The organism is [Clostridium] celerecrescens 18A, from assembly GCF_002797975.1.
Lineage (GTDB): Bacteria > Bacillota > Clostridia > Lachnospirales > Lachnospiraceae > Lacrimispora > Lacrimispora celerecrescens.
Map to the genome: position 1 here is coordinate 4,943,214 of NZ_PGET01000001.1, position 24,829 is coordinate 4,968,042.

The following is a 24,829-nucleotide window of genomic DNA, read 5'->3' on the forward strand; positions in this document are numbered from 1 at the left end:
TTGATTCATTAGGAGGCACATATGGGAAAAACAATATCGGTCGTGGTATCATGCTACAATGAGGAACTGGCTCTTGACCAGTTCTATCAGGAAACGGCCAGCATTTTAAATAAACTTAACTGGGACTATGAACTGATTTTCGTCAATGACGGGAGCCAGGATGGCACCATGAAGATTCTGGACGGCCTGTCCAGGAAGGACAAAAAGGTAAAGGTCATCAGCTTTTCCAGAAACTTCGGACATGAGGCAGCTATGATTGCCGGTCTGGATTACAGCAGCGGGGATGGGGTCGTCTGCATGGATGCAGATTTACAGCATCCTCCCCAATATCTGCCGGAGATCGTCAGGAGGCTTGAGGAAGGCTATGATGTTATCAATATGGTGCGCACGAAAAATGAGTCCGCAGGGTGGTTTAAGAATTTTGCCTCCTCTGCCTTTTATCATTTGATCAACGTGCTTTCTGATGTGAAATTTGAACCGAACGCTTCTGACTTTTTTGTAATATCCCGGCGGGCTGGTGACGTACTTCGGGATAATTACAGGGAAAAGGTACGTTTTCTGCGGGGATATGTGCAAAACATTGGGTTTAACCGGACTACCATTGAATATGAGGCAGGAGTTAGGGTGGCAGGAGAAAGCAAATACAGCATTAAGAAGTTGATGGTATTTTCACTGAATACCATCATGTGCTTTTCTAATCTTCCGCTAAAACTTGGAATCTATGCCGGCTGCGGTGCAGGCATTCTGGGGATCATCATGATGATTTATACCATATGGAGCTGGGCAAGAGTAGGAACGCCAAACGGGTATGCTACCACCATTGTGCTGATTTGCTTTATGTTTTCGGTGTTGTTCCTGATTGTGGGGATTATAGGTAATTACATTGCCATCCTGTTTGCGGAGCTTAAGGACAGGCCTATTTATATTGTCGGAGAGACGAAGAATTTTACGGAGTAGATAGAGATTTTTAGATAAAGAATTTTAGATAAAGAGTTTTAGATAAGAATTTTAGATAAAGAATTTTAGATGAAGAATTTTAGATAAAGATTTTATGATAAGTAATGCGCTTTGAATCGGGCTTAAAAAGCCGTTTTTCAAAGCGCATTCTCTTGTTTGTTGAGCTTTATAGAGCTAAATCTTTATATGAGATATCATTGTGGATCTGCTTGCAACAGACTCATATGCAGTCTATTAATGTATTCCAGGACCGATTTCTTTTGTTTGGTTGGTAGCAGAATCGGTAGGGGCTGTTTTGGTCCCCGTTTGACCAGCCTGGCCGGCCTGGCTTTCTGGGGTACTAGTTCCTTCTGGCTGATCGGTGGCTGTCTGCGGAGTCACAGTACATACGCCATTAGCATCAGCGGTATAGGAAACTCCATCAAGTACAAAGGTAGCAGAGGCAGCCATCTTTCCGTCAGCTGGATTTAAGTAATACTGCTGTCCGCCTACCTGTGTCATACCGGTTGCCATGGCGCCGCTTCCGCCAAAGTAATACCAATATCCATCGACCTGTCTCCAGCCTACGGTCATCTTACCGGAAGAAGCGCTTAAATAGTACTTAGCTCCCCGTTCCTCAAGCCATCCGGACTGCATCTTTCCGTCATTACCAATGTAGTACCAGTTTCCATCTGGATTGATCCAGCCTGTAGTCATGGCTCCGTTCTGGTTAAAGAAATACCAGCTGTTATCAATCAGCTGCCATCCGATTGAGACAGCGCCGTTTCCTGCCAGATAATACTTTGAGGAGCCGTCGGTATGCCAGCCCGTTGCCATGGAACCGTCGTTATTTAAGTAATACCGGGCGCCGTTATTATCCAGCCATCCGGTGGACATCACGCCGTTTTCCTGTAGGAAGTACCACTTGTTGTTTAAGTTTTTCCAACCGGTAGCCATTTGGCCGGAAGAAGGATCCAGGTAGTAATACTGGCCGTTTAATTCCTGCCATCCGGTGGTCATGATACCATCAGAACCTAGGTAATACCGTGAACCGTTGTCAGTAAGCCATCCGGTGTTCATGGAACCGCTTTGATTGAAGAAATACCATTTGTCGGAAAGCTGCTTCCAACCGGTGTTCATTCGTCCGGAAGTTTCGTCAAGATAATAGCGCAACCCATCCTTATCAACCCATCCGGTGGCAGTCAGTCCTTCTTCGTTCATATAGAACCAACCTGATCCATCGTTGATCCAGGTGTTTTTCTGGATCGAATAATTCTGGTAGTAATAGGTCTTTCCTCCAATGGTTCTCCACATATTTCCCGGGAGCTTTGGAGTTAAGTCCTTATAGAGGAAATCTATGTCAACGTTCCCGTTGATCCCGTTAATCGAGCCGGTGCTGGTTACCTGCCACATGATCGGGTTGGAATAAACGTGTTTTGCCTCATAACGGGCAACCCATACGTCGTAATGCATATTAGATAAATCGATTTTATTTGATAACCAGTAATCATTGGCATACACAATGGGATAATATCCAGCATCTGCAATTCGTTGACAGAATGCATTGATTATCTCACTCACCTGTGCCGGCGGAAGGGTACCAAGGGTGGCACTGTCTTCTGCGTCAAAAGCGATGGGAAAGGAGATTGGATAATCCTTTACCAGACTGAGGACAAAATCTGCTTCCTCTCTGGCCATATCAGGAGTGGTAGCCAGAGAATAGATATAAGCGCCGACTTTCAGACCTGCCGCTGATGCACCTTGTACATTGGTATGGAAATAAGGGTCAACAACACCCTTGGATCTGGTGCCCAGCATGACAAAGCTTACATCATCTGCTGCTACAGACGCCCAGTTTACGTTTCCCTGCCATCTGGAAACGTCGATTCCTCTGGCAATTACCTCTTCAATCACCGTACCGTTTGCAAGCTGATAATGGCCATTGACCTTTTCATAGCCTGCTGCCCAGGAATTCATGGCCGGGCCAAACCCCGCAGACATTCCCATAAAGGCACATAATGCTGCTGCTGCAAACCGTATGCCTAATTTCTTGTGTCTCAATGTGATACCTCCTTATCATTCGAGTACTATGTAACGTTGTACGCTTTCTTGCTTCCGGAATGAAAACATAGGCGCACAAAAACAGAAGAAACTTACTTAGCAAGTTCCCCGGTAATCACGGCGGCACCATGCAAACTTATTTTTATTTGTATGGTCCGATATCCGTGTAAATAAAAGGGGTATCCGCGCCGAGGTGCAGATACCCACACAGATACTAATTCCTATGAGATCAGCCGGGGCCTGACGTAAGCCCTGGTGATAGCTGATATACGCCATTGCTTGAAGTATTGGAGGAACCACCAGGAGTATCGTTAGAAGAGCTTCCCGGTGCCCCGCTTAAGGTATTACTGTCGGAAGAGGAGCTTCCTCCCGGCCCGCCGGAGCCTGATGGAGTCGAGGTGGTCCCACCTGGCGTATTGGAGTTGCCTGTTGTTGAGCCACCGGGGGTGTTTCCGCCAGTTGAACCAGAAGGAGAACCGGAAGCATTTCCCTGGTAAGCTCCGTTGGAACCAAAGGTGTAACTTGTTCCATCAATGGTAAGGGTAGTGTTTGCCGCCATCTTACCGGTAGATGGATCAAGATAATAATAAACACCGGAGAGCTGTACCCAACCGGTCATCATATGACCGGAATCATTAAAATAATAATAGGAACCGTCGATCTGTTTCCAGCCGTGGGCCATCTTTCCGCTGGTATCCATGTAATACTTGTTGGTTCCATCACTGAGCCAACCGGTCATCATCCGCCCCAGCACAGACTTGGCATCCACGTTCAGATAGTAGTAGGCATTATCAATCTGTTTCCATCCGGTGACCATCTTGCCGTCAGAGCCGAAGTAAAACCAGTCGCTTCCAATCTGCCCCCATCCAATGGTACATTTTCCGTTTTCTTTGAAATAATACCAGCCGCCGTCCATTTCACGCCATCCGGTGGACATGGATCCGTCGCCCTTCATGTAGTAGTAGTCATTGCCTATTTTTAACCAGCCCTTAACTAGGACACCTGTATCATCCATTAGGTAATAGTATTTACCGCCGTTTTGTATCCATTTGGTAGCCATGGCGCCGTTGGAATGAAAATAGTACCAGTTACCGTTGATCTGTTTCCAACCAGTAGCCATAAAGCCTGTGGAGAGATCAAGAAAATAAAAGGTCCCGTCAGATGTTTTTACCCAACCTTTATGAGTAGAACCATCCTGGTCTATGTACTTCCACTGAGTGCCTTCTGAAACCCAGCCGGTGGCCCCCCAGGCCGTACCTGCCGGTATCAGAGTAGAGGTTCCTACAAGCCCTGCTATAAGCAGTGCTGTCATTTTCTTTCTGTATTGCATACCGTCCTTCCTCCTGTCTAGCCGTTTTATTCATATGCTGTAGTCCGCAGTGCAGCGAGTAAAACCGTAGGTTTTACTCGTTCACGGGCTTTCACCCTATGAAATAAGACGGATAAAGATTTTCGTTGTGCGGGGCACAACGAAAATCTTTATCCGTCTTATTTCGCACTGCTCATCGCTTTCGTGAACATTATACCACAGTACTGACAGAAATACCTAAACATTTTATTACGATTTGCGGACAATTTCCAAAAATCTCATTTTTTGGTGATTTTGGAGCATTTTTTGTAATAATTTTTTGCATACCGATACATGATTATGGTATATTCACCAAATTCATCTCCTAAGGCTGCCTTATATACTGCCCATAAACTCCAAAGAAAACCGCCAAGAGCGATATAAGCGTAAATGGTGTACTTCTCTTCCTCTGAAGGCTCCCGTTCCAGGTAGATCTTTATGAGGTCATCTGTTTCTTCTTCATTGTAATAGGAGTAGATCGCACTCATGCTGATATCTATAAGGGGATCACACATTCCGGAATATTCCCAATCAATTAAGCGCACGTTACCGTCGGGCATCATTAAAAAGTTATCGACCACTGTATCAATATGGGAAAGGACTTTCTCGTGCTTTAAGTTATCCAATTGGTCTAATAGCTCAGTCATCTCCCTGCGGACAACATCGTAATCGTCAAACGGGATACCGCCGTGGGCTTTGCAAAGCTTTTCGTAAAAGTCGATCCGTTCGCGAATGTCAAAGGAATGGTCCACCTTAAGCCCGGATTTGTGGAGCCTTCGGACAACCGCCATGCAGCGTTCCATTTCTTCCCTGCTGGAAGGATTGGCATTGTGAGTACCTTCATAAAATTCCGCAATCTTATATCCGGTTTCCCCATTAAAGTAAATGACCTTTTCCGTAATATCCAGTCCGCTTAAGGCATCATAAACTGCTTTTTCCTGCTGACGGTTAATCAGTAGCTCTGTTCCGGCTCCCGGGATGCGGCAAATATAATGGCGGTCCTTAATTTTAAATAGGAAGGATTTGTTTGTCATACCTGATTTTAAGCACCTTATTTCTGTGATTTCTGACTCCGGTACCTGGAATACGGTCGATACTAATTCCATTGCTTCATTATCAGAATGGTGCTGATACTTCAAATCAAAGCGGCGAAGCTCTTCCAGGTTCTCAAATTCATATACTTCGTCAGCCGGCCTTCGGTTGACGTATAAATCAATGTCCTGTTTTGCTTCCGGAATATGAGGAAGCCTTTTGGCAGCTTCTCCGGACATCATTTCCATATAGACATTTTCCCAGTAAAACTGCTCGGTTCCAGGAAGGTTATAATAATGTTCCAGTACGGTTAAAAATTGTTCTGAGAATAATTTTGAGAAAAAAACCGGCCCATACATCACCCACTTGTCCTGGCCGCCTACGGATACATTTAAAATGCGTCCCTTCTTATTATAATCAAGACACCATTCGGAGGTTTCTCCTTCCATATATGACGCTGAGTACCATGCGCCGCTTTCATAAGCATGATACATATTGTGGCGCATCCAGTTATCGGAAGAAAGAACATACATATTTCTGCCCCGGAGAAGCTTGCGGGCATGATAAATGGTGGTCAGGGTGTTTTTCTGGGAATACTCGGGGTTATATAGAAGCTTAACCTGATATTTGTCTATAAGGTATTCAAACTTTTCCTTTAAATATCCGACCACAATGGTGATATCCTTAATTCCTGCTTCATGTAGCTGGCGGATCTGCCGTTCGATCATTCGTTCTCCGAATACTTCCAGCAGGCCTTTGGGGGTTTCGAAAGTTAAGGGAACGAAGCGGGAGCCGAAGCCGGCGGCGATGATGACGGCGCCGTCTACTTTATTTTCGTTTAAAAGGGCTTGGCCGTCTGGGAGTAGTTCGTATAGGTCATTTCCGTTTCCAATCTCAATGTACTTTTTTTCTATGCATTCCTTTATTAAGTTATTAACAGTTCCCAGGGAAACGCTAAGCTCTTTTGATAAATCTCTCTGTGTGACTGCCGGGTTTTCCAGAATGGAACGGCAGATGATGACGTTACGATCCATAGTCGTGTGACCTCCGTATAGTTAATAAATTGGTAAATTGCGTAAGACGTTCAGAAATTGATATTATTATAGATATATGAACATTATACCATTGAAATGGCAAATTGCAATAGGGATTGCGATAGGGGGGTGAAAGGAGATTGAGATTGAATAGTGATAGGGATTGCGTTTGGATTGTGAACGGAGTATGTACTTGGAGATTGCGATAGAAGATTGTCGTATGGCCTGGTCTAAGGTGCCTGAGAATTAATTATGAATTGATTATGATATGTTATTAATCTTGTACTGTTTTTCTCTGTGACAGACTTTGATTGTTACATTTAGCAGGAAAAAGGTGACTTATTGATCTGGAGAGAGCTCTGTTTTCCGCTTCTGGAGCGGCACATATAATAAGGTTTATCAAGAAAAAACAGAAGAATAAGTCTATAAAAACAGGATTGTACTAATAAAAATACAATCTGATCCCCGAATTGCATTTTCGTAAAGATTATGTAAGAAAATGCACAGAGAAATGTTATAGCATTTTCCAAAAAATTGTATTATACTATACCATGTGATGGAGGAATTGATAGCTTCTGCCGGAAATGTAAATATTTTTTTGTTTTTGCAAAAAATGCAAAAAAAGTAAAAAAGGTATTGATAATTTCCATTATAGGAAGTATAATTACCTCGTAATGCAATTAGGAATTTCGAAGAGTATTTCAAAAAGAAAAAAGGAGAGTGCATTAATTATGAGAAAGCAGACCAAATTAGTTGCTGTATTATCAACAGCAGCACTGCTTGCATTAGGCGCTTCCATGTCCTCTTTCGCAGCAACTGGCTGGCAGGAAGAAAATGGTTCATGGGTGTACTATGACAAGAACGGCGACTTAGAGACAGAGAAATGGGAGAAATCAGGAGATAACTGGTTTTACCTCAATGAAGATGGCGAGATGGCTACCGATGTACTTGTTGAGTACAATGACAACTACTATTATGTAGATGAGAACGGTTCTATGGTAGCTAATAAGTGGGTTTCCATTGAGAACGATGATTATGATGGCGATGATGATAATGAGCCTTTAAATCATTGGTACTATTTTGGTTCTAATGGTAAAGCATATAAGAGCTCCAGCACCAGCAACAGCGCTTCTTTCAAGACCATTAATGGAAAGAAATACATCTTTGATGATGAAGCTAAGATGTTATATGGCTGGATTGATGCCGATGGCCAGAGATTAACAGATGACAACGCTTGGCGTGCTGATAACGGTGTTTACTACCACGGTAATGAAAATGATGGTGCACAGGCTACTGGTTGGGCATATATGCACATCAAAGATGATCAGTGGGAAAATACTGGTGATTTAGAGAAAGGTCTCTCCAGCGACAACACATTTGACGATGAAGAGCAGGATCGTTGGTTCTACTTCAAGAGCAATGGTAAGAAGATGGCCGATAAAAAAGGCGAGACAATCAACGGTAAAAAGTACAGCTTTGACGTAGATGGCCGTATGAATGCTGAGTGGGTTAACTGGGATTCTACACAGACAACTGCTACTAAGACAAGCGGAGACAGAACAGCTACACAGACACAGGGTAATCCGGTATACAGTAGCGGATTCAGATATTATGGAAGTCCAGAAGATGGCGCCAGAGTTACTAAGGGTTGGTTCCAGGTTGTTCCAGGTTCCTACTTAAATGAAGGCGACTATGATGACGATTCTGAAAACTGGTACTATGCTGATAAAGATGGTAAGCTGATTACAGGACAAATGAAGACTATCAACAGCAAGAAGTATGCTTTTGATAACCAGGGAGCTATGATTGATGGCTTTAGATTTGTTGAATTAGCTTCTGACAATAAAACTATTGTTTCTCTTGCAAAGAAAGACGATTCAGCTAAACCATATGACACAACCGATGGATTTAAGGCTAATGCTTCTTATTGGGAAGGCGAAGGCTACAAATTCTATTTCTTCGGTGATGATGGTGCTGTAAAGACTAACAAACAGAACATCACTATTGATGGTGATACTCATAGCTTCTTACTGAATAAGTCTGGTACCTTCAAGGGTGCGGGTAAGACAGCTCTTGATAACAAGAAGTATTATCAGTCTGGTATGCTGTTATCAGCAGATAAAGATGATAAGTATGCTGTAGTTAAGGCCAATATTGGCACTGATGGAAAACTTACTGGCGCAACTGTTCTGACAACAGATGAATTCTTACGCTTAATGGACGTTGATAGTGTTGTAACTAATGATAAATATTCAGAGGAATACAATTTAACAGAAGCAGCAAAAGATACTGCAACTGTTGAGTACAGATTAGTTAATACTGCTGGTACTGTTCAGAAGGGCAAGAACAAAGCTAAAGATGGCAATGACCGTTGCTATGAAGTTAATGGTAGTGGTAACATTGTAAAGGTTTTCGTTGAAAACTAATTTATTGCAATAATTTAAATAAAAGACCGGAAGTTATTAAGAATTTCCGGTCTTTTTTTGACTCTTTGTCAATAGTTGGGGTGGGATTCTTCTGAATCCTGCTCCATTCTTGTATTTAGAACTGGTTTGATAATTAATCTTGCTATATGATGTTTTTTAGTATGCTGAATAAACTTTGTATCACTAGAGGCATAGTCCTATAATTCATCGATGGGGACAGACTTAATTGGCATTGTATAGTGGACTGCGGGCAGGAGCTGCAGATGGTTAAACATAAGGGTGTAACCTACTTTAGAGAGAATGTTTGTCGGAGTAGCGAATTAGTATAAAAGGTCAGCTATTTAGTCTGGCGTTGATTAAAGATGCAGGAAATAGTAGTGTCACCAAAATGGCAGATACGGACTGTGCTATATAACGGCGTATCTGATGTCGTTAATTTCCTGAGTTCGATAATCATGGACCTTTTTGGTTCTACAGCCGAAACAAGAACAGGACAACTCTGAAGGGTGTATTTCATGAAGAACTTTAGGTAGCTATCCGCATGACTTATCCTTTTTACAAAAACATTTTCCAAGTTAAATGAGCTTAACTATTAATAGGGCACATCCTTAAGGGACACATCCGTTAACAATGAACTTTAGTCGGGAATAATGTGCTTTGGGGGGCTTGTGGAGCATACGAGTTTTGAACCATTTAAGGTCTCAAATTAAAACTCTATTATAATATTTAATATTTTGTATTTTATGGTGCCATAATTGAAGATTTAGTATTTCTTTTACTTCAACAGTTTTTACGATTTACTGATAGTAGTACTATTAATGATGGTGAAGAATTAATTCTAGTATATGGTAAAGGGCTTTGATTTTGTAAAAGTTGCAGGATTAAATACAAAGTGTTATACTAAGTACATTAAATGTGAAAGGGATTATATATCATGATTGAATTACACAAAAATGAAGAGAAAAGAGGATTTTTGTCTATAGTACTTGGAATATATGTGGTATTAGTTGGTGTAGGACTACCTATTGTTATTAGAGATCGCTACTTTGATATTCTTGTTGCTAAATATTATTATTACTGTATTTGTACGATTTTAATGGTGATATTAGTGCTGGGTTATTTCGCCACAGTGAGAGCAAGACAGACAATATTGTATTTTAAGGAGTTTTCTTTTAGTGATTTTTTGAAAAGGTTTACAGTAGCAGACTATGCTGCCATAATATTCTTAATAGTTGCAATTTTATCCACTTTAACTTCGGACTATCTTTATGAATCTTTCTGGGGCAACGAAGGAAGGTTTTCAGGGCTATTTTTGATAATTTGGTATGTTGCTAGTTATTTTTGTGTGAGTAGATTTTGGAAATTTAAGAATTGGTATATTGACATCATGCTAATTGCTGGTATGCTGGTATGCTTGTTTGGAATTACTGATTACTTTCAATTAGATATTTTTCATTTTAAAGTTATTATGAATCCAGATCAGTGGCTTATTTTTACTTCAACAATAGGTAATATAAATACCTATACAGCGTATGTTGGTATTGTTGCGGCCATTGCAACAGTTTTGTTTGCAACAGATAAAAATAATATTAGCATGATCTGGCACTATTTGTGTATGGTTATTTCCTTTTTTGCAATAATAATGGGAGTTAGTGACAATGCATATCTCTCATTAGGAGCATTATTTGGTTTTTTACCATTATACTTATTTGGAAGTAAGATAGGGATTCGGAAATATGTTATTATATTAGCGACATTTTTTTCTGTTATTCAATTTATTAACTTGATTAACTTTTATTTTAAAGATATGGTAATAGGAATAGATAGTATATTTGTCTTAATAGCTAATTCTGGTATATCTATGATATTAACCCTTTTTCTTTGGGTATTGATTATCTTTTGGTATTTATGGGATTATGTTAAAAAAACCCCAAATAGAGAATATGGAAATTTATTTAGATATTTCTGGTTAATCATACTTTTATCAGTATCAATTATTATTTTATATATCATATATGATTGTAATCTTCAGGGAAATATTGGCAAATACGGAAATATAGGTAATTACCTTGTATTTGACGATGATTGGGGAACTAATAGAGGTTATATTTGGAGAAATGCTATTGAACGTTTTTCAAAATTTTCCTTATGGAAAAAAATGGTTGGTTTCGGCCCTGAAACATTTGGGATTTTACTGATGTACCAAACAAAAGGTAATCCATATAATTTGATTTTTGATAGTGCTCATAATGAATATTTACATTTTTTACTTACAATTGGAATAGTAGGTTTGTTCTCTTATTTAGTATTTATATTTGCATGTATAAAAAAATGTTTTGATTTTAAAAAGAAAAATTCATATATTATAGCAATAGCTTTTGGACTAATTTGTTATAGTATTCAGGCCTTTGTAAATCTTAATTTACCCATAGTTACACCAATTTATTGGCTATTATTAGCAATGGGTAGTTCCAAATTTATTAATAATTAAGGCAAAATTTAGAATAAGATCATTGTATAGTTAAAACTTAATAAAAAGGAAAAATATTCATAAAATCTTAAAAACTAACAGCTCTTTTTATTTTGTAGAACATTGTAATTAAGGTGAATACTATGGTATACTAGTAAAGCTTTGAGAAGATTGAAATACAAAATGATAAGTAAAGGTGCATTTATATGAAAGATAAACGAAAATATAAAAGACTTATTAAAGTGTTTTTTACTTTTGGAATTACATCAATGCTGATTGTACTATATGGCTGGACTTGGATAGATCATTATAATCGAATTATAGAGTTTCCGTTTTTTCGACGTGGAAACTGGATGATGATTTTCCTTTATGGGATTCTTCTTATTCTTTTTATGAGTACATATGGTGGTTTTAAAGTTGGATATTTAAAAAAAGGAAATTTAATATATTCTCAAATTTTGGCAGTAATTTTCACTAACATTTTTACGTACCTACAAATTGCAGTTTTAGATAAGCATTTTTTAAATCCTTTACAGTTAATCAGAATGACAGCGTGGGATTTTTTGGTTATTGTGGGTTGGACTTTCATCTATCAAGGGATTTATGGAAAATTATTTCCGCCAAGAAAAATGCTTTTAATTACTGGTAATAGATCTGATTATCATCTTATGGAAAAAATCAATTCAAGGGAAGATAAATACGAGATATGTAGTGTAATAAATATTGAGCAGGGAATTGCTTCCATGCAACAGGAGATATGCAAATATGATGGTATAATAGTAGGAGATATTTCATCTCATGAACGTAATTTGATACTTAAGTATTGTTTTGCAAATTCTGTCCGTACCTACAGTGTTCCAAAGATATCAGACATTTTATTAAAGAGCTCAGTTGAATTGAATTTGTTTGACTCTCCACTGTTACTCTCCAGAAATGAAGGATTTACTATTGAGCAACTATTTATTAAACGATTAATTGATATAATAGGAGCTTTAATAGGAATAGTGATAACAAGTCCTCTTTTTATTATCATAGGTTTTAGCATTAAACTTTCAGATAAAGGTCCTGTCTTTTTTAAACAAGCTAGATTGACTAGAGAAGACAAAATATTTAGTATATATAAGTTTCGTACCATGATTCAGGGAGCTGAAAAGAATGGGGAGGCACGTTTGGCTACGAAAGGGGATTCTAGAATCTTACCTATTGGACATTTCCTGAGGAGAACAAGGTTGGATGAACTTCCACAGCTTTTTAATATATTAATGGGCCATATGTCCTTTGTAGGTCCTAGACCAGAGAGACCAGAAATTGTAAAAGGAATACTTAAAGTTATGCCAGAATTTTCCTACCGGACAAAGGTCAAGGCGGGTCTCACTGGCTATGCGCAAATTTACGGGAAGTATAATACAACTGCATATGATAAACTAAAACTAGATTTAACATATATTCGTAATTATTCATTACTTTTAGATTTAAAGCTGATTATTATGACACCTAAAATTATGTTTATGAAAGAAAGTGCAGAAGGTGTGGAAGCAGATGATCATACCAGTTAACATAAGTAACAAGCTTGTTGATAGGAACTATTTTTCCAACAGAGCAGTCCTGAAAACTTGACTATTTGGTCTTGCGTTACCGTTTAAAATGAATTTGGCTGCAGATCCAGTAGAGAATAGTGCTTGGGTGATTAAAAGGATTTATTTATAATGAGATAAATTATGATGATTGGAAAATAATACCTTGTAAAGTTGTAATATTTTAAGATAAAGTAATTGACAGCAGTAATAACAAGGTCAATATTTGGATAATGAAGGAGTAGTATTTTGAAAAAAATAATAGGCATAATTAGTTATTTGTTACTTAGCTTAGGAATCTTCCAATTGGTTAAAGATAGTACATTGTTTATTACATTAAATGAGAACCCAACATGGATTTTTTTGAGGTATATGGTTTTATCTTGTATGTTGGCTTTTGTCATAATGTTTCTACTTATTTTATATATTAAACGAAAAAGTTTCTACCCGTTTTTAAGCAAGCTATATCGATTTCGATCATTACTATTTCAATTAGTAAAAAGGGATTTTAAATCAAAGTATAAGCGTTCTGTTTTAGGGGTATTGTGGTCAGTACTTAATCCATTATTAACTATGTGTGTTATGACAATTGTATTTTCTTCAATATTTCGTTTTGATGTTGAAAATTATCCAGTATATTTGTTAAGTGGACAATTGATTTTTACCTTATTTAGTGAAATAACAAATACATGTATGTTTTCGGTTTTAGCATCAGCACCTCTTATGAAAAAAGTCAATACACCAAAATACATTTTTCCATTATCAAAAGCAATATCAGCACTTATTAATTTCTTTTTTTCAACCATTGCATTGTTAATAGTAATGTTTGCGACTGGAAGTCCGATTTACTCAACTATTTTGTTGGCGCCCTTACCCGTTCTGTATATTTTTGTTTTTTCTCTAGGAATTGGTTTAATATTAGCGGCGGCCATAGTATATTTCAGAGATATGTCTTATTTGTATGGGGTGCTGATAACTGCTGTTACGTATATAACGCCCCTTTTTTATCCTATAAGCATCATACCGGATCATTTTAAATGGTTGATATCAATAAATCCATTATATCACTTTGTGGAGTGTTTCAGAACAGTCGCGATTTATGGAGGAGTGCCCAGTTTATGGCAGAATTTAGTTTGCATTTTATTAGCGCTTGTTTCTTTGATATCTGGTATAATTATTTTTTACAGGCAACAAGATAGATTTATCTTATACGTTTAGTGCATTAGGAGAAGAGTTTAATGAATGAAAATTCGGTGATCAGATTGGATCATGTTACAATGAAGTATAATTTGAGTAAAGATAGAGTCGATAGCATCAAAGAATATATAATTAAACTTATGAAAAGACAATTATTTTATGATGAGTTTATTGCTGTTAAGGATGTTTCACTTGAAATTTCAAAGGGCGAGGTATTTGGTTTGGTAGGACTTAATGGTGCTGGAAAATCAACCTTGTTAAAGCTTGTGGCAGGGGTAATAAAACCAACTACAGGAACTGTTACTGCTAAAGGGACTATTGCGCCGCTTATTGAATTGGGAGCTGGCTTTGATCCCGAACTTACAGCCAGAGAAAACGTTTATATGAATGGTGCAGTAATGGGCTACTCGGTGAAGTATATGAAAGAACGATTTGAACAAATTATTGATTTTGCTGAGTTATGGGAGTTTGTTGATGTTCCCATTAAAAATTTTTCATCAGGCATGCATGCGCGATTGGGTTTTTCGGTTGCTACTATTGTAAAACCTGAAATATTAATTGTTGATGAGATTTTGGGTGTAGGAGACTTTAAGTTCCAACAAAAGTGTAACGATAGAATAAAAGAACTCATGAGTGATGGTACTACAGTACTGATGGTTTCTCATTCGTCAGATCTAATTGAAGAATATTGTGACCGGGCAGCATGGCTAGAAAAGGGAGAACTTAAAGATGTCGGTCCTGCAAAAGAAATTTGCGAAAGATATCTGTCAATGCGGTGATGATTATACTATAGAGGAAGTGAATAATTGAAGAGGATTTTTGTAGCAGCATGGAGTTATCCTCCGAAGATGTCGGGGGAAAGTGTGGTTTGTAGGAGAACACTTGAAAACTCAAAGTTATACTATGATGTTTGCAGTTGTATGCAAAAGGTCGAGGACGCTGATGCCGATAAGGTGAGAGTATTTCCTGTTCATGGACGATATATTAGATGGCCATTTAACGTAGTTAAACAGTTTATAAAGCTTGATAAAACGGAACATTATAATATTATAATGACAAGGGTTATGCCACCGAATGGGCATTTTGCTGGGATTTTAATTAAGCTATTGAGGCCTCATGTAAAATGGGTGGTGTATTTTTCTGATCCAATTTGGAATTCGCCTTTCATTAGCTTTTTCTCGCTTTTTAGAAAAAATCTTCAACAACAGCCTAATTATCTTTTAATGAAGGTGTTTGGAAGTGCTGCTTGGTTAGGCACGAGGTTTGGAGATTTGCTTGTTTTTAATAATGACCGTTTAGCTAGATATGTTCTTGGTGAAAAATATAATTCTTTTAAAGATAAAATAGTGATTACGCCTTATGGGCATGAAGGAGTGCAGTTACAGAAATGCCTGCAAAAACAACCAAGTGATAAGGTGGTAATTGCACATGTTGGTCAAATCTATGGTGCTCGCTCTTTTTCTAGAGTTGTTGAAGCTTTAGAGATTTTAAAACAAAATTATCCGGAGCAGTACAACCGCTTGGTGATTTTGCAAGTTGGATTTATTTGTAGTTCTGAAAAAAGTGCTATTATTAATTCGAAGGTTATTAATAGCTTTTGTTTTGTTGATGAAGTTGATTATGAGAAGAGTTTAGAATATATGAGAACAGTAGATTTTGCTCTAATACTTGACCCTTATTTTTCAGAGAAAAACAAAAATATATATGTACCAGTGAAAATATATGATTATATGTCAGTAGGTGCAGAAATTATAGCAGTAGCTGATGATGACAGTGCGACAGCCGATATCGCCAAAGAATTAGGCTGTGCTTTAGCAGGCCATAATGCTGAGGAAATTGCCAATATGTTGTTAAATTGTGTATCGGGTAATATTGGTAGACACATTGACAGTGGCGGGCGTTTTCATTGCCGTAAAGGGGTGGAAATTTTGGATTCTTGCCTAGAGCAGTTGTTAGATAATGATTAATATTAAGATCATGGAGGGTTTGTAAAATGAGTATGGAAATGAATAAACTGCCTAAGATATCGGTAATAATTCCGTTTTATAATAGGATAGAATTATTGAAAGAATCAATTAATAGTGTTCTAAATCAAACTTATCAAGATTTTGAGATAATACTAGTGGACGATGGGTCAACGGAGGACATCAAGGACATAGAACTGCTTGCTAATCAGAAACAAAAGATAAGATTGTATACACAAGAGAATAAAGGTGTTTCTGCAGCTAGAAACTTTGGTATTTCTATGGCTAAAGGTGAGTTTATAGCTTTTTTAGATTCTGATGATTTATTTTTACCAGAAAAATTAGAAAAACAAATAAATTTTATGGAAGAAAATGACTATCTAATATCTCATACTTCATATGAATGTTTTTCTAATGATAATAGACGGATAAGAGTTATGGATTCAGGAATGGAAAGGGGAAATCTTTTTAAAAGATTTTTATATTGTTGCAGAGTTGCTACGCCAACAGTAATGTTAAAAAAAGAATTGCTTGACAAATTTGATCAACCTTTTTGTACTAAGTTTCATATTGGAGAGGATGTCTGTCTATGGATTGATTTGGCATATCAGTATGAAATTGGCGGAATTGACGAGATTTTAACCTCAGTTAGATATAGTGATACGACTGCAGCGTTAGATCTTAACAAACAAAGAATGGGTTTGACAAATATATTGAGCCATATAATGTCTAGACCCGAGTATGCTAATAATGAACATGAAATTGCTAAGTTGGTTAATGCTCTGAATATACAGTACGAAATGGCTAGAATACAAGCTGAACAGGCGGAAAGGATTAATAATATTAGAGAGAACTTAAAATCCTATCATAAAAAGATTGAAGTAGAGCAAAAAGAAAAGGGATTTTTTCCTAAGATTTCAATTGTAATTCCAGTATATAATGGTGCAAATTACATGCGAGAAGCAATAGATAGTGCTCTCTTTCAGACCTATCCTAATATTGAAGTGGTTGTGGTTAACGATGGTTCGACCGATGGCGGTCAGACAGATAAAATTGCGAGATCATATGGTGATTATATCAGTTACTACATAAAAGAAAATGGCGGAGTAGCTACCGCGCTTAATTATGGTATAAATAAAATGACTGGAGAATACTTTTCTTGGTTAAGTCATGATGATATGTATACTCCGAAGAAAATTGAGAATCAAATTAAGGAACTCACAAACTGTGATGATAAAGAAACTTTGATTATGGGAGGCTACCAGGTTGTATCTGCTAATGGTGAGAAACTGTACGAAGTTGATCCGATAAAATTGTATGGTAATGAAAAACTGAGAAATGGACTTTTTGTACTTATGAGAGGTTGTGTTCATGGTTGTTCACTATTGATTAATAAAAGGCATTTTGAAAGGGTAGGATGCTTTGATCCCACTTTGCCTACTACACAAGACTATGATCTGTGGTTTAGAATGCTACGAAGGCAAAAAGTTAAATTTATTGAGAGTCTTGATATTTTATCTCGATCACATGAGGAACAAGATAGCAAAAAATTAATAACAACTCATGTCGCTGAATGTGATAGGCTTTGGATTGGTATGATTAATTCGCTATCTCCAGAAGAAATGTGTGAAATGGAAGGATCGGTTCAAAAGTTTTACGTTAAAACTAGAGAATTTTTGGTAAATAATACTGGATATAAGAATGTTATTGCATTTCTTACTCGACGAATTCTTATAACCATGGTAGAAAATATGAAATCAAATCCAATAAGGGTGAATGAATTACTGCGTGAATCAAAAATACCCAAGTCGATTTTGGCACAAAAAAATATTGAAGAATTAATTCGAAAAGAAAAAATTAAACCGCGAATTGCTTTTTTGTTGCCATTTCCTAATGAACTTGGGGGTCTAAATAGAATAGTATTACAGATGGCTGGCTTATTGACTCCAAAATATGAAGTATTGTTGATTATGGATGACCATTATGACGGAAATGGGTATTCACTTTGTGAGAATATAATACAAGTTGAAGCTCCCAAGGTTACGGCTAATGCTGATATCTTACCTAAACTTTTGGTAATACTTAATGTTGATATTTGTATAAATAGCTATAATTGTATTCCTGAATATTTGAATCTGTACGAACCACTTCGCAATATGGGTATAAAAACAATTGCTTGGTCGCATGAATTTTACTTTTTGCCATATTGGAATACGGATTTATATAAATGCTTATCTATAAAAAATAACGCACTCGCTTGTGCGAATGCTGTTATTTGGCTAAATAGCACAAGTGCTAGTTTTTATAGTCAACTCAATGATAATGCTTTGGTCATGCCTAATATGGTAACAATAGAAAATATTAAAAGTGATATAAAACATCAACAAAAAAATATAATTGCTATTGGTAGGTTTGATGATCCTCGTAAAGGGTTTAAAGAATTACTACAGGTATTCAAAAAGATCTCGTTGAATAATGATACTGTAGAGTTATACATCGTGGGTCCATATGATCTAGGACAGAGTGTACCTGGTGACGAAAGTCTGACTTATGAAATGTTAATTAGAAAGCTGAATTTACCTCTTTCCAGAATCCACTTTACCGGTTGGGTTAAGGAGGTTGAACAATATTATGAGAAAGCCTGCCTACACTTGATGACTTCTAGATATGAAGGGTTTGGTCTTGCTATAACTGAGGCAGCAGCTTATAATATTCCGTCAGTAATCTTTGAAGGTTCTGGGTTAGATGATATTATTACAGATGGAGTTGATGGGTATGTTATCCCTCAAGGTAATCTTAATGAAATGGCAGAAAAGATTATTGATTTATTGGCTGATAGCGAGAAAGTGAGTCAGATGGAAATAGCAGTCGGTGATATTATTCATAGATATAGCAAAGATAATATTGTAAGGCGTTGGGAGGTGCTAATTGAATTAGTTCTAAAGTATAGCATGAGTCAACAGGAAGAGCTAAACATAGCCTTACATGATTATTTAATGTTTGAACCAAAAAATCGTGAAGCTTTGTATAAACAAGCAATACAGGAATATGAAAGTTGTATTCAGAAGTTGCTAGCATCGCGCGTTGAAGTTACTGATGGAACAGGCAATGTAGTATATTATCCATTATATGACGGAGCATATCAGCAGGAATGCATAAACATGATGAATAGTCTATCATGGAAAATCACTAAGCCTTTACGTTTGATTCGCAAAGTGCAGCTATCTTTGAAACAGGGTGGTCTAAAAGTGACACTAAGAAAGATAAAAAGGAAACTTTTCAAATATTAAAGAAAGGATATTTTGTATATGGATGGCCGATATATATATGCAGCCTCAAAGGTGAAAAACAGAAATTCTAGAATATTGGAAATTGGGCCGCTTAATCGGCCAATATTTACAAAATGCCAATATGCCAATTGCTTTTATTGCGATATAAGATCAACTGAAGCTGTGAAAGCATTATATACTGGAAATGCATACTTAGATGCAACTGGTATTTCAATTAATATAAATACTATCGTCGATATTGATTTTGTATTAAATGGGAATTACTCAGAGACATTTGCTAATATTGAAAAATTCGATTATGTCGTTGTTTCTCATGTTATAGAACATGTTGATGATATTTTGTATTTCTTCAATGACATTGCTTCAGTTCTTAAACCTGGTGGGTCATTAATTATTGTTTACCCAGATAAACGGTATTGTTTTGACCACTACAGGCAGGAAGCCTCTTTTCGTGATGCCTTTGAAGTAAGTCAAAAAGGTTATAAAGCAAACGGGAGAATGGTATTTGACTTTTTGTTCAATGCGATACAAGAGAATTCTGAGCCATTTTTTTGGCAGGCATATCAAATGGAGAACCATATGCCAGTTAATTCTTTTGAAGCTGCTAAAGCTGCTTATAACCGTATAATGGATGGATCGCATGAGGATGATGTCCATTATTGGCCATTTAGTGATATTGGATTTTTAAAATTTCTATATGATTGTACTCGTGCTGGTTTGCTGAAATTTACTTGCACTGATTTTGTACCAACTGCAGAAAATACGCAACAATTTTTTGTGACGTTGCGATATGATGAAACAGTACCGGAGAATATTGAAAAAGAACTTGTAAATTTAAGAAGCATGGTAGCAAAAGCACCGATAGAATACCGAAATTCCGGACAGTTGCGTATAGAAGAACAAAACAATCTTTTTCTACAAGAGCGAGAAGCGTTACAGTCGCAGGCTATGGCAGCAATTAACCAGAGCGAGAAATTACTGAGGCAGGTTGATGAACTTCAGACAATGATTGAATCGAAAAATCAACAATATATTGAATTACAGTCGCGGCTTTTGACTGTTGAAGAGTATTCTCATCAATTAGAGTTAGACTTGAGTATGCAACGAGAGAGGGCTGAGACGAATGCAAAGATTGTTGATGAACTAAAGGCCCAGATTGCAATGATATTAACGAGCAGTAGTTGGAAAATCACTGCACCAGCAAGGCGTTTGGTTGATATAATAAGAAAAAGATAAACAAAAGTAGGTGTAAAGCAATGCGATATGAGCGAAAAGTTGCATTTTTACTCCCTTCTATGACAATGGGTGGAGTTTCGAAAATGTTACTTGATATTTTACGTGATTTAAAAGACTCTACTTGTAAAGTGGAAATTCTTTTATTAAATAGGGAAGGCGAAATGCTTGACCAGTTACCTGAATGGGTAACTGTTAAGAAGGTAGCCGGAATTAAAGATTTGGAAGGTCTTCGTAAAAATATTTCAAACTTGTTAAATAGACTAGGCTTAAAACATCTTTTCCATATATTAAAGGGAATTTATCATAGGCATGGGCATTTGTTGGTAAGTAAAAGATACACCTTTGTAAATGATAGCTATGATGTAGTTGTTGCCTTTCAAGATGGAATGGCAACGTGGTATGCTGCTAGAAACATTGCAGGAACATGTAAACTTGCGGTAATACATACTGATTTTGAAAAGGCCCAGTATGATGCTTCCATTGAAATGAAAATCTATGGTGGTTTTGATGGTATTTATTGCACTTCTCAGTCTGCTAGAGAAAGTTTCTTGAGGTGTTTGCCAGAGTTTGCTGAACATACGCAGGTATTATTGCCTCATATAGACCGTGCAGATATATGCCGAAAGGCAGCTATATTCAATGGTGTTGAACTTTCCACAACTGGTGTTAACATTGTTACTGTTGCCAGACTCAGTCATGAAAAGGGTATTGATAAAGCATTAAGTGTATTGGGGAAGTTGCTGGTAGCGGGATATGACGTGCACTGGTATTTTATTGGTGACGGTGTGGATCGTGATAGGCTAGAGGCACTGGCTATTAAATTAGGCTGCAAAGATAATGCCGTATTTACTGGTAAATTAGATAATCCTTACAGAACTATGGCGGTCGCGGATATTTATGTACAGCCATCAAAATATGAAAGCTATTGCATTGCACTGGCAGAAGCCAGAGCTTTGGGTTGTGCAATAGTAACTACGGACTTCCCAAGCGCACATGAGCAATTGGACCATGGAGGGGGAATAATATCAGGAACGACTGAGCAAAGCTTATTTGATAGTATAAAAATATTGATAGATGACCCTGAAGAGAGAAAAAAGATCGCTTTGCAGAATAGAGAGTTATTTTGTGAGGATATATATATAAACAATCGCTTGGTACAGGATATTAAAGACTTATTTAAAGGAGAAAAATTATGATGACCAAAGAACCAGATGACATTTTCAAAGGAAAAACGCTATTTATATCAGGCGGAACCGGTAGTTTTGGTAATGCTGTTTTGGAAAGATTTTTATCAACAGATATCGGTGAAATTAGGATTTTTTCTCGTGACGAGAAAAAACAGGATGATATGAGAAAATTGTATAAAAACGACAAGATTAAATTCCATATTGGTGATGTCAGAGATATTTCTAGCGTTAAAAATGCAATGTATGGCGTTGATTATATTTTTCATGCTGCAGCACTAAAGCAGGTTCCTTCTTGTGAGTTCTTTCCGCTGGAGGCTGTGAAGACCAACGTGCTGGGAACTGACAATGTACTAACTTCGGCAATTGATTTGGGAGTTAAGCGTATAATTTGCCTTTCTACTGATAAGGCTGCTTACCCTATTAATGCAATGGGGATTTCCAAAGCGATGATGGAAAAGGTTATTACCGCGAAAGCAAGAACTGTACCTTCTGATAAAACTACAATAGCCTGTACTCGTTACGGCAATGTAATGTGCTCTAGAGGTAGTGTTATTCCGCTGTTTATTGATCAGATAAAGGCTGGAAAACCACTAACAATTACCGATCCAAATATGACACGTTTTCTGATGAGTCTGGAAGAAGCAGTGGAATTAGTGGTTTATGCTTTTCAAAATGCTAACCCTGGTGATTTGTTTATTCAGAAGGCACCGGCCTGTACGATCGCCGATTTGGCTGAAGCAGTGACTGAATTATTTAATCCAAGTGCAGAGGTTAGAAATATTGGAACCAGACATGGTGAGAAGCTTTATGAAACACTTATGACAGCAGAGGAAAAAATAAAGAGTGTCAATGAAGGAGGATATTTCCGTGTGCCGGTTGATAAGAGAGATCTTAATTATGAAAAGTACTTTGAAGTAGGTAATACCGAGATTGAATCAATTGAGCCATATACCTCTCACAACACAACAAGATTGAATGTTAAACAAGTTAAAGAAAAATTGTTAACTCTAAGTTATGTAAGGGATGAATTGGAGGCATGGAAAAATAGATGAGAATATTGGTTCTAGGTGCAACTGGTATGGCTGGACATATGATTTCTTTATATTTTAAAGAGTGTGGTCATCATGTTGTTTCATTTTCCACAACACCATTTTTACATTGTGAAAATATTGTTGGTAATGCTTTTGATACAGAATTGATTAAAAAGGTAATTTCTGAAGGGAAATTCGATGGTATTATTAATTGCATAGGCATACTTAACAAAAGTGCAGAGGATAATAAAGCGTTGGCTGTATACTTAAATAGCTATTTACCTCATCAGTTAGTTGACTTAACTAAGGAAACAAAAACTAAGGTGTTACACATGAGTACAGACTGTGTCTTTTCAGGAAGGACAGGCAACTATACAGAAGAAAGCTTTAGAGACGGTGAAACGTTCTATGATCGGTCAAAAGCACTAGGTGAAATTTCGGACAGTAAGAATCTTACTTTTAGAAATTCTATAGTTGGACCAGATATGAATGAACATGGGATTGGTTTATTTAATTGGTTCATGAAACAAGGCGGAACAATTAATGGTTATACTGGTGCTATGTGGACTGGTGTTACAACCCTGACATTAGCGAAAGCTATGGAGCAGGCATTACAGGAGAACTTATCAGGGCTTTATAACTTAGTAAACAATACCTCTATTTCTAAATATGATCTATTGGGATTGTTTAATAAATATTTTAGAGATAATGAACTATTAATTTTACCTAGTGACAAACTTCAGGTAAATAAACAGCTTGTTAGAACAAGGGAAGATTTTTCGTTTGTTGTACCAAGTTACGAGCAGATGATATCGGAAATGTACGACTGGGTAATGGCTCATAAAGAGTTATACCCCCATTATTATAGGTAGGTGTATTTATGAGTAATGTAGAAAAGCTAAAATTGATGACTATTGTCGGGACACGTCCCGAAATCATCAAAATGTCAGAAATTATTAAAGCGAGTGACAAATATTTTAATCATATATTAGTACATACTGGTCAGAACTATGATTATACGCTAAATGAAGTATTTTTTAATGATTTGGGGCTACGCGCTCCTGACTACTATTTGGGAGTTGTAGGCGAGGATCTGGGAGAAACCATGGCGAATGTAATTTCCAAATCGTATAAATTGATGCAGGAAATAAAACCAGACGCACTCATCGTCTTGGGAGATACCAACTCTTGTTTATCTGTAATTTCTGCAAAAAGACTTAAAATTCCGATTTTTCATATGGAAGCAGGCAACAGATGTTTTGATGAGAACCTTCCGGAGGAAATAAATAGAAGAATTGTTGATGTAACAAGTGACGTTAATCTTTGTTATACCGAGCATGCACGTAGATATATATCAAATGCTGGTGTTAAAAAAGAGTATACATATGTTGTTGGTTCTCCAATGGCAGAGGTCTTAACGAAATATACTGATCAAATTGAGAATAGTAATGCATTAGAACAATTGGGATTAACAAAAGGAGACTATGTTTTACTATCTGCACACCGAGAGGAAAACATTGATAACGAAGCTAATTTTATGCAGCTAATGAGTGCAGTTAATTCTATAGCGGAGAAGTATAATATGCCAGTGATATATAGTACTCATCCACGTAGTGCAAAATTTATTGACAAAAGAAATTTTAAGTTCCATCCTAATGTGAGAACTTTAAAACCATTTGGATTCTTTGATTACAATAATTTGCAAAAAAATGCTTTTTGTGTAGTTTCCGATAGTGGTACTGTACCAGAGGAGGCGTCATTCTTTAAATTTCCTGCAATTTCGATTAGAACCAGCACTGAGAGACCTGAGGCTTTGGACAAAGGAAATTTTGTAATTGGAAGTATTACTGCAGATCAGGTACTACAAGCGGTAGAACTAGCCACTGCAATGCAGAAAAATAATGAGTTAGGGACTGATGTGCCGGATTATATAGATCAGAACGTTTCGACTAAAGTTGTAAAGATCATTCAAAGCTATACTGGTATCATAAATAGAATGATTTGGCGGAAAGAGTAACAATGATATTTGCATTCGTGCACTCT

Annotated in this window: 16 protein-coding genes; 13 read left to right on the top strand and 3 right to left on the bottom strand. The window is 37.1% G+C overall.

From position 1 onward, the window contains the following. Nucleotides 1-21 precede the first annotated feature (21 nt). On the top strand, nucleotides 22-957 hold the full coding sequence (locus H171_RS22505; RefSeq protein WP_100307125.1) for a glycosyltransferase family 2 protein: 936 nt from the start codon (nucleotides 22-24) through the stop codon (nucleotides 955-957). A gap of 234 nt (nucleotides 958-1,191) precedes the next feature. On the opposite strand, the gene H171_RS25075 is transcribed toward H171_RS22505, so the two are convergent. From H171_RS25075 to H171_RS22520, 3 genes are all read right to left on the bottom strand, one after another. After that, on the bottom strand, nucleotides 1,192-2,997 hold the full coding sequence (locus tag H171_RS25075; protein ID WP_100307126.1) for a GH25 family lysozyme: 1,806 nt from the start codon (nucleotides 2,995-2,997) through the stop codon (nucleotides 1,192-1,194). A 229-nt stretch (nucleotides 2,998-3,226) separates the two neighbouring features. Then, nucleotides 3,227-4,327 (bottom strand): N-acetylmuramoyl-L-alanine amidase family protein, encoded by a 1,101-nt coding sequence (locus H171_RS22515; protein WP_100307127.1) that lies wholly within the window; start codon nucleotides 4,325-4,327, stop codon nucleotides 3,227-3,229. Between the two features lie 257 nt (nucleotides 4,328-4,584). Continuing rightward, complete coding sequence (locus tag H171_RS22520; RefSeq protein WP_100307128.1) at nucleotides 4,585-6,411, bottom strand: sugar phosphate nucleotidyltransferase; 1,827 nt, start codon at nucleotides 6,409-6,411, stop codon at nucleotides 4,585-4,587. A gap of 731 nt (nucleotides 6,412-7,142) precedes the next feature. On the opposite strand from H171_RS22520, the gene H171_RS22525 reads away from it, so the two are divergent. From H171_RS22525 to wecB, 12 genes are all read left to right on the top strand, one after another. Beyond that, on the top strand, nucleotides 7,143-8,837 hold the full coding sequence (locus tag H171_RS22525; RefSeq protein WP_100307129.1) for a cell wall-binding protein: 1,695 nt from the start codon (nucleotides 7,143-7,145) through the stop codon (nucleotides 8,835-8,837). 934 nt (nucleotides 8,838-9,771) lie between these two features. Then, entirely contained in the window at nucleotides 9,772-11,328 is a 1,557-nt protein-coding gene (locus tag H171_RS22530) for an O-antigen ligase family protein (protein WP_100307130.1), read from the top strand. A gap of 185 nt (nucleotides 11,329-11,513) precedes the next feature. Continuing rightward, nucleotides 11,514-12,863, top strand: coding sequence for an exopolysaccharide biosynthesis polyprenyl glycosylphosphotransferase (locus H171_RS22535; protein WP_100307131.1), 1,350 nt, complete (start codon nucleotides 11,514-11,516; stop codon nucleotides 12,861-12,863). A gap of 267 nt (nucleotides 12,864-13,130) precedes the next feature. After that, nucleotides 13,131-14,099, top strand: a complete 969-nt coding sequence (locus H171_RS22540; RefSeq protein WP_242977054.1) for an ABC transporter permease — start codon at nucleotides 13,131-13,133, stop codon at nucleotides 14,097-14,099. Nucleotides 14,100-14,119: 20 nt separating this feature from the next. Then, a complete protein-coding gene (locus H171_RS22545; RefSeq protein ID WP_100307132.1) occupies nucleotides 14,120-14,857 on the top strand; it encodes an ABC transporter ATP-binding protein in 738 nt (245 codons plus the stop codon). Nucleotides 14,858-14,884: 27 nt separating this feature from the next. Next, nucleotides 14,885-16,045, top strand: a complete 1,161-nt coding sequence (locus H171_RS22550; RefSeq protein WP_100307133.1) for a glycosyltransferase family protein — start codon at nucleotides 14,885-14,887, stop codon at nucleotides 16,043-16,045. Nucleotides 16,046-16,071: 26 nt separating this feature from the next. Beyond that, entirely contained in the window at nucleotides 16,072-19,332 is a 3,261-nt protein-coding gene (locus H171_RS22555; protein WP_100307134.1) for a glycosyltransferase, read from the top strand. Between the two features lie 18 nt (nucleotides 19,333-19,350). Then, complete coding sequence (locus H171_RS22560; protein ID WP_100307135.1) at nucleotides 19,351-20,568, top strand: methyltransferase domain-containing protein; 1,218 nt, start codon at nucleotides 19,351-19,353, stop codon at nucleotides 20,566-20,568. An 83-nt stretch (nucleotides 20,569-20,651) separates the two neighbouring features. After that, nucleotides 20,652-21,764, top strand: a complete 1,113-nt coding sequence (locus H171_RS22565; RefSeq protein ID WP_157803210.1) for a glycosyltransferase — start codon at nucleotides 20,652-20,654, stop codon at nucleotides 21,762-21,764. Then, complete coding sequence (locus tag H171_RS22570) at nucleotides 21,761-22,807, top strand: polysaccharide biosynthesis protein (RefSeq protein WP_330404276.1); 1,047 nt, start codon at nucleotides 21,761-21,763, stop codon at nucleotides 22,805-22,807. Before H171_RS22565 ends, H171_RS22570 begins: the two co-directional genes overlap by 4 nt. Next, on the top strand, nucleotides 22,804-23,658 hold the full coding sequence (locus H171_RS22575; protein ID WP_100307137.1) for an SDR family oxidoreductase: 855 nt from the start codon (nucleotides 22,804-22,806) through the stop codon (nucleotides 23,656-23,658). The genes H171_RS22570 and H171_RS22575 overlap by 4 nt, the downstream gene beginning before the upstream one ends. Nucleotides 23,659-23,666: 8 nt before the next feature. Further along, nucleotides 23,667-24,803, top strand: a complete 1,137-nt coding sequence (gene wecB / locus H171_RS22580) for a non-hydrolyzing UDP-N-acetylglucosamine 2-epimerase (RefSeq protein ID WP_100307138.1) — start codon at nucleotides 23,667-23,669, stop codon at nucleotides 24,801-24,803. Nucleotides 24,804-24,829 lie beyond the last annotated feature (26 nt).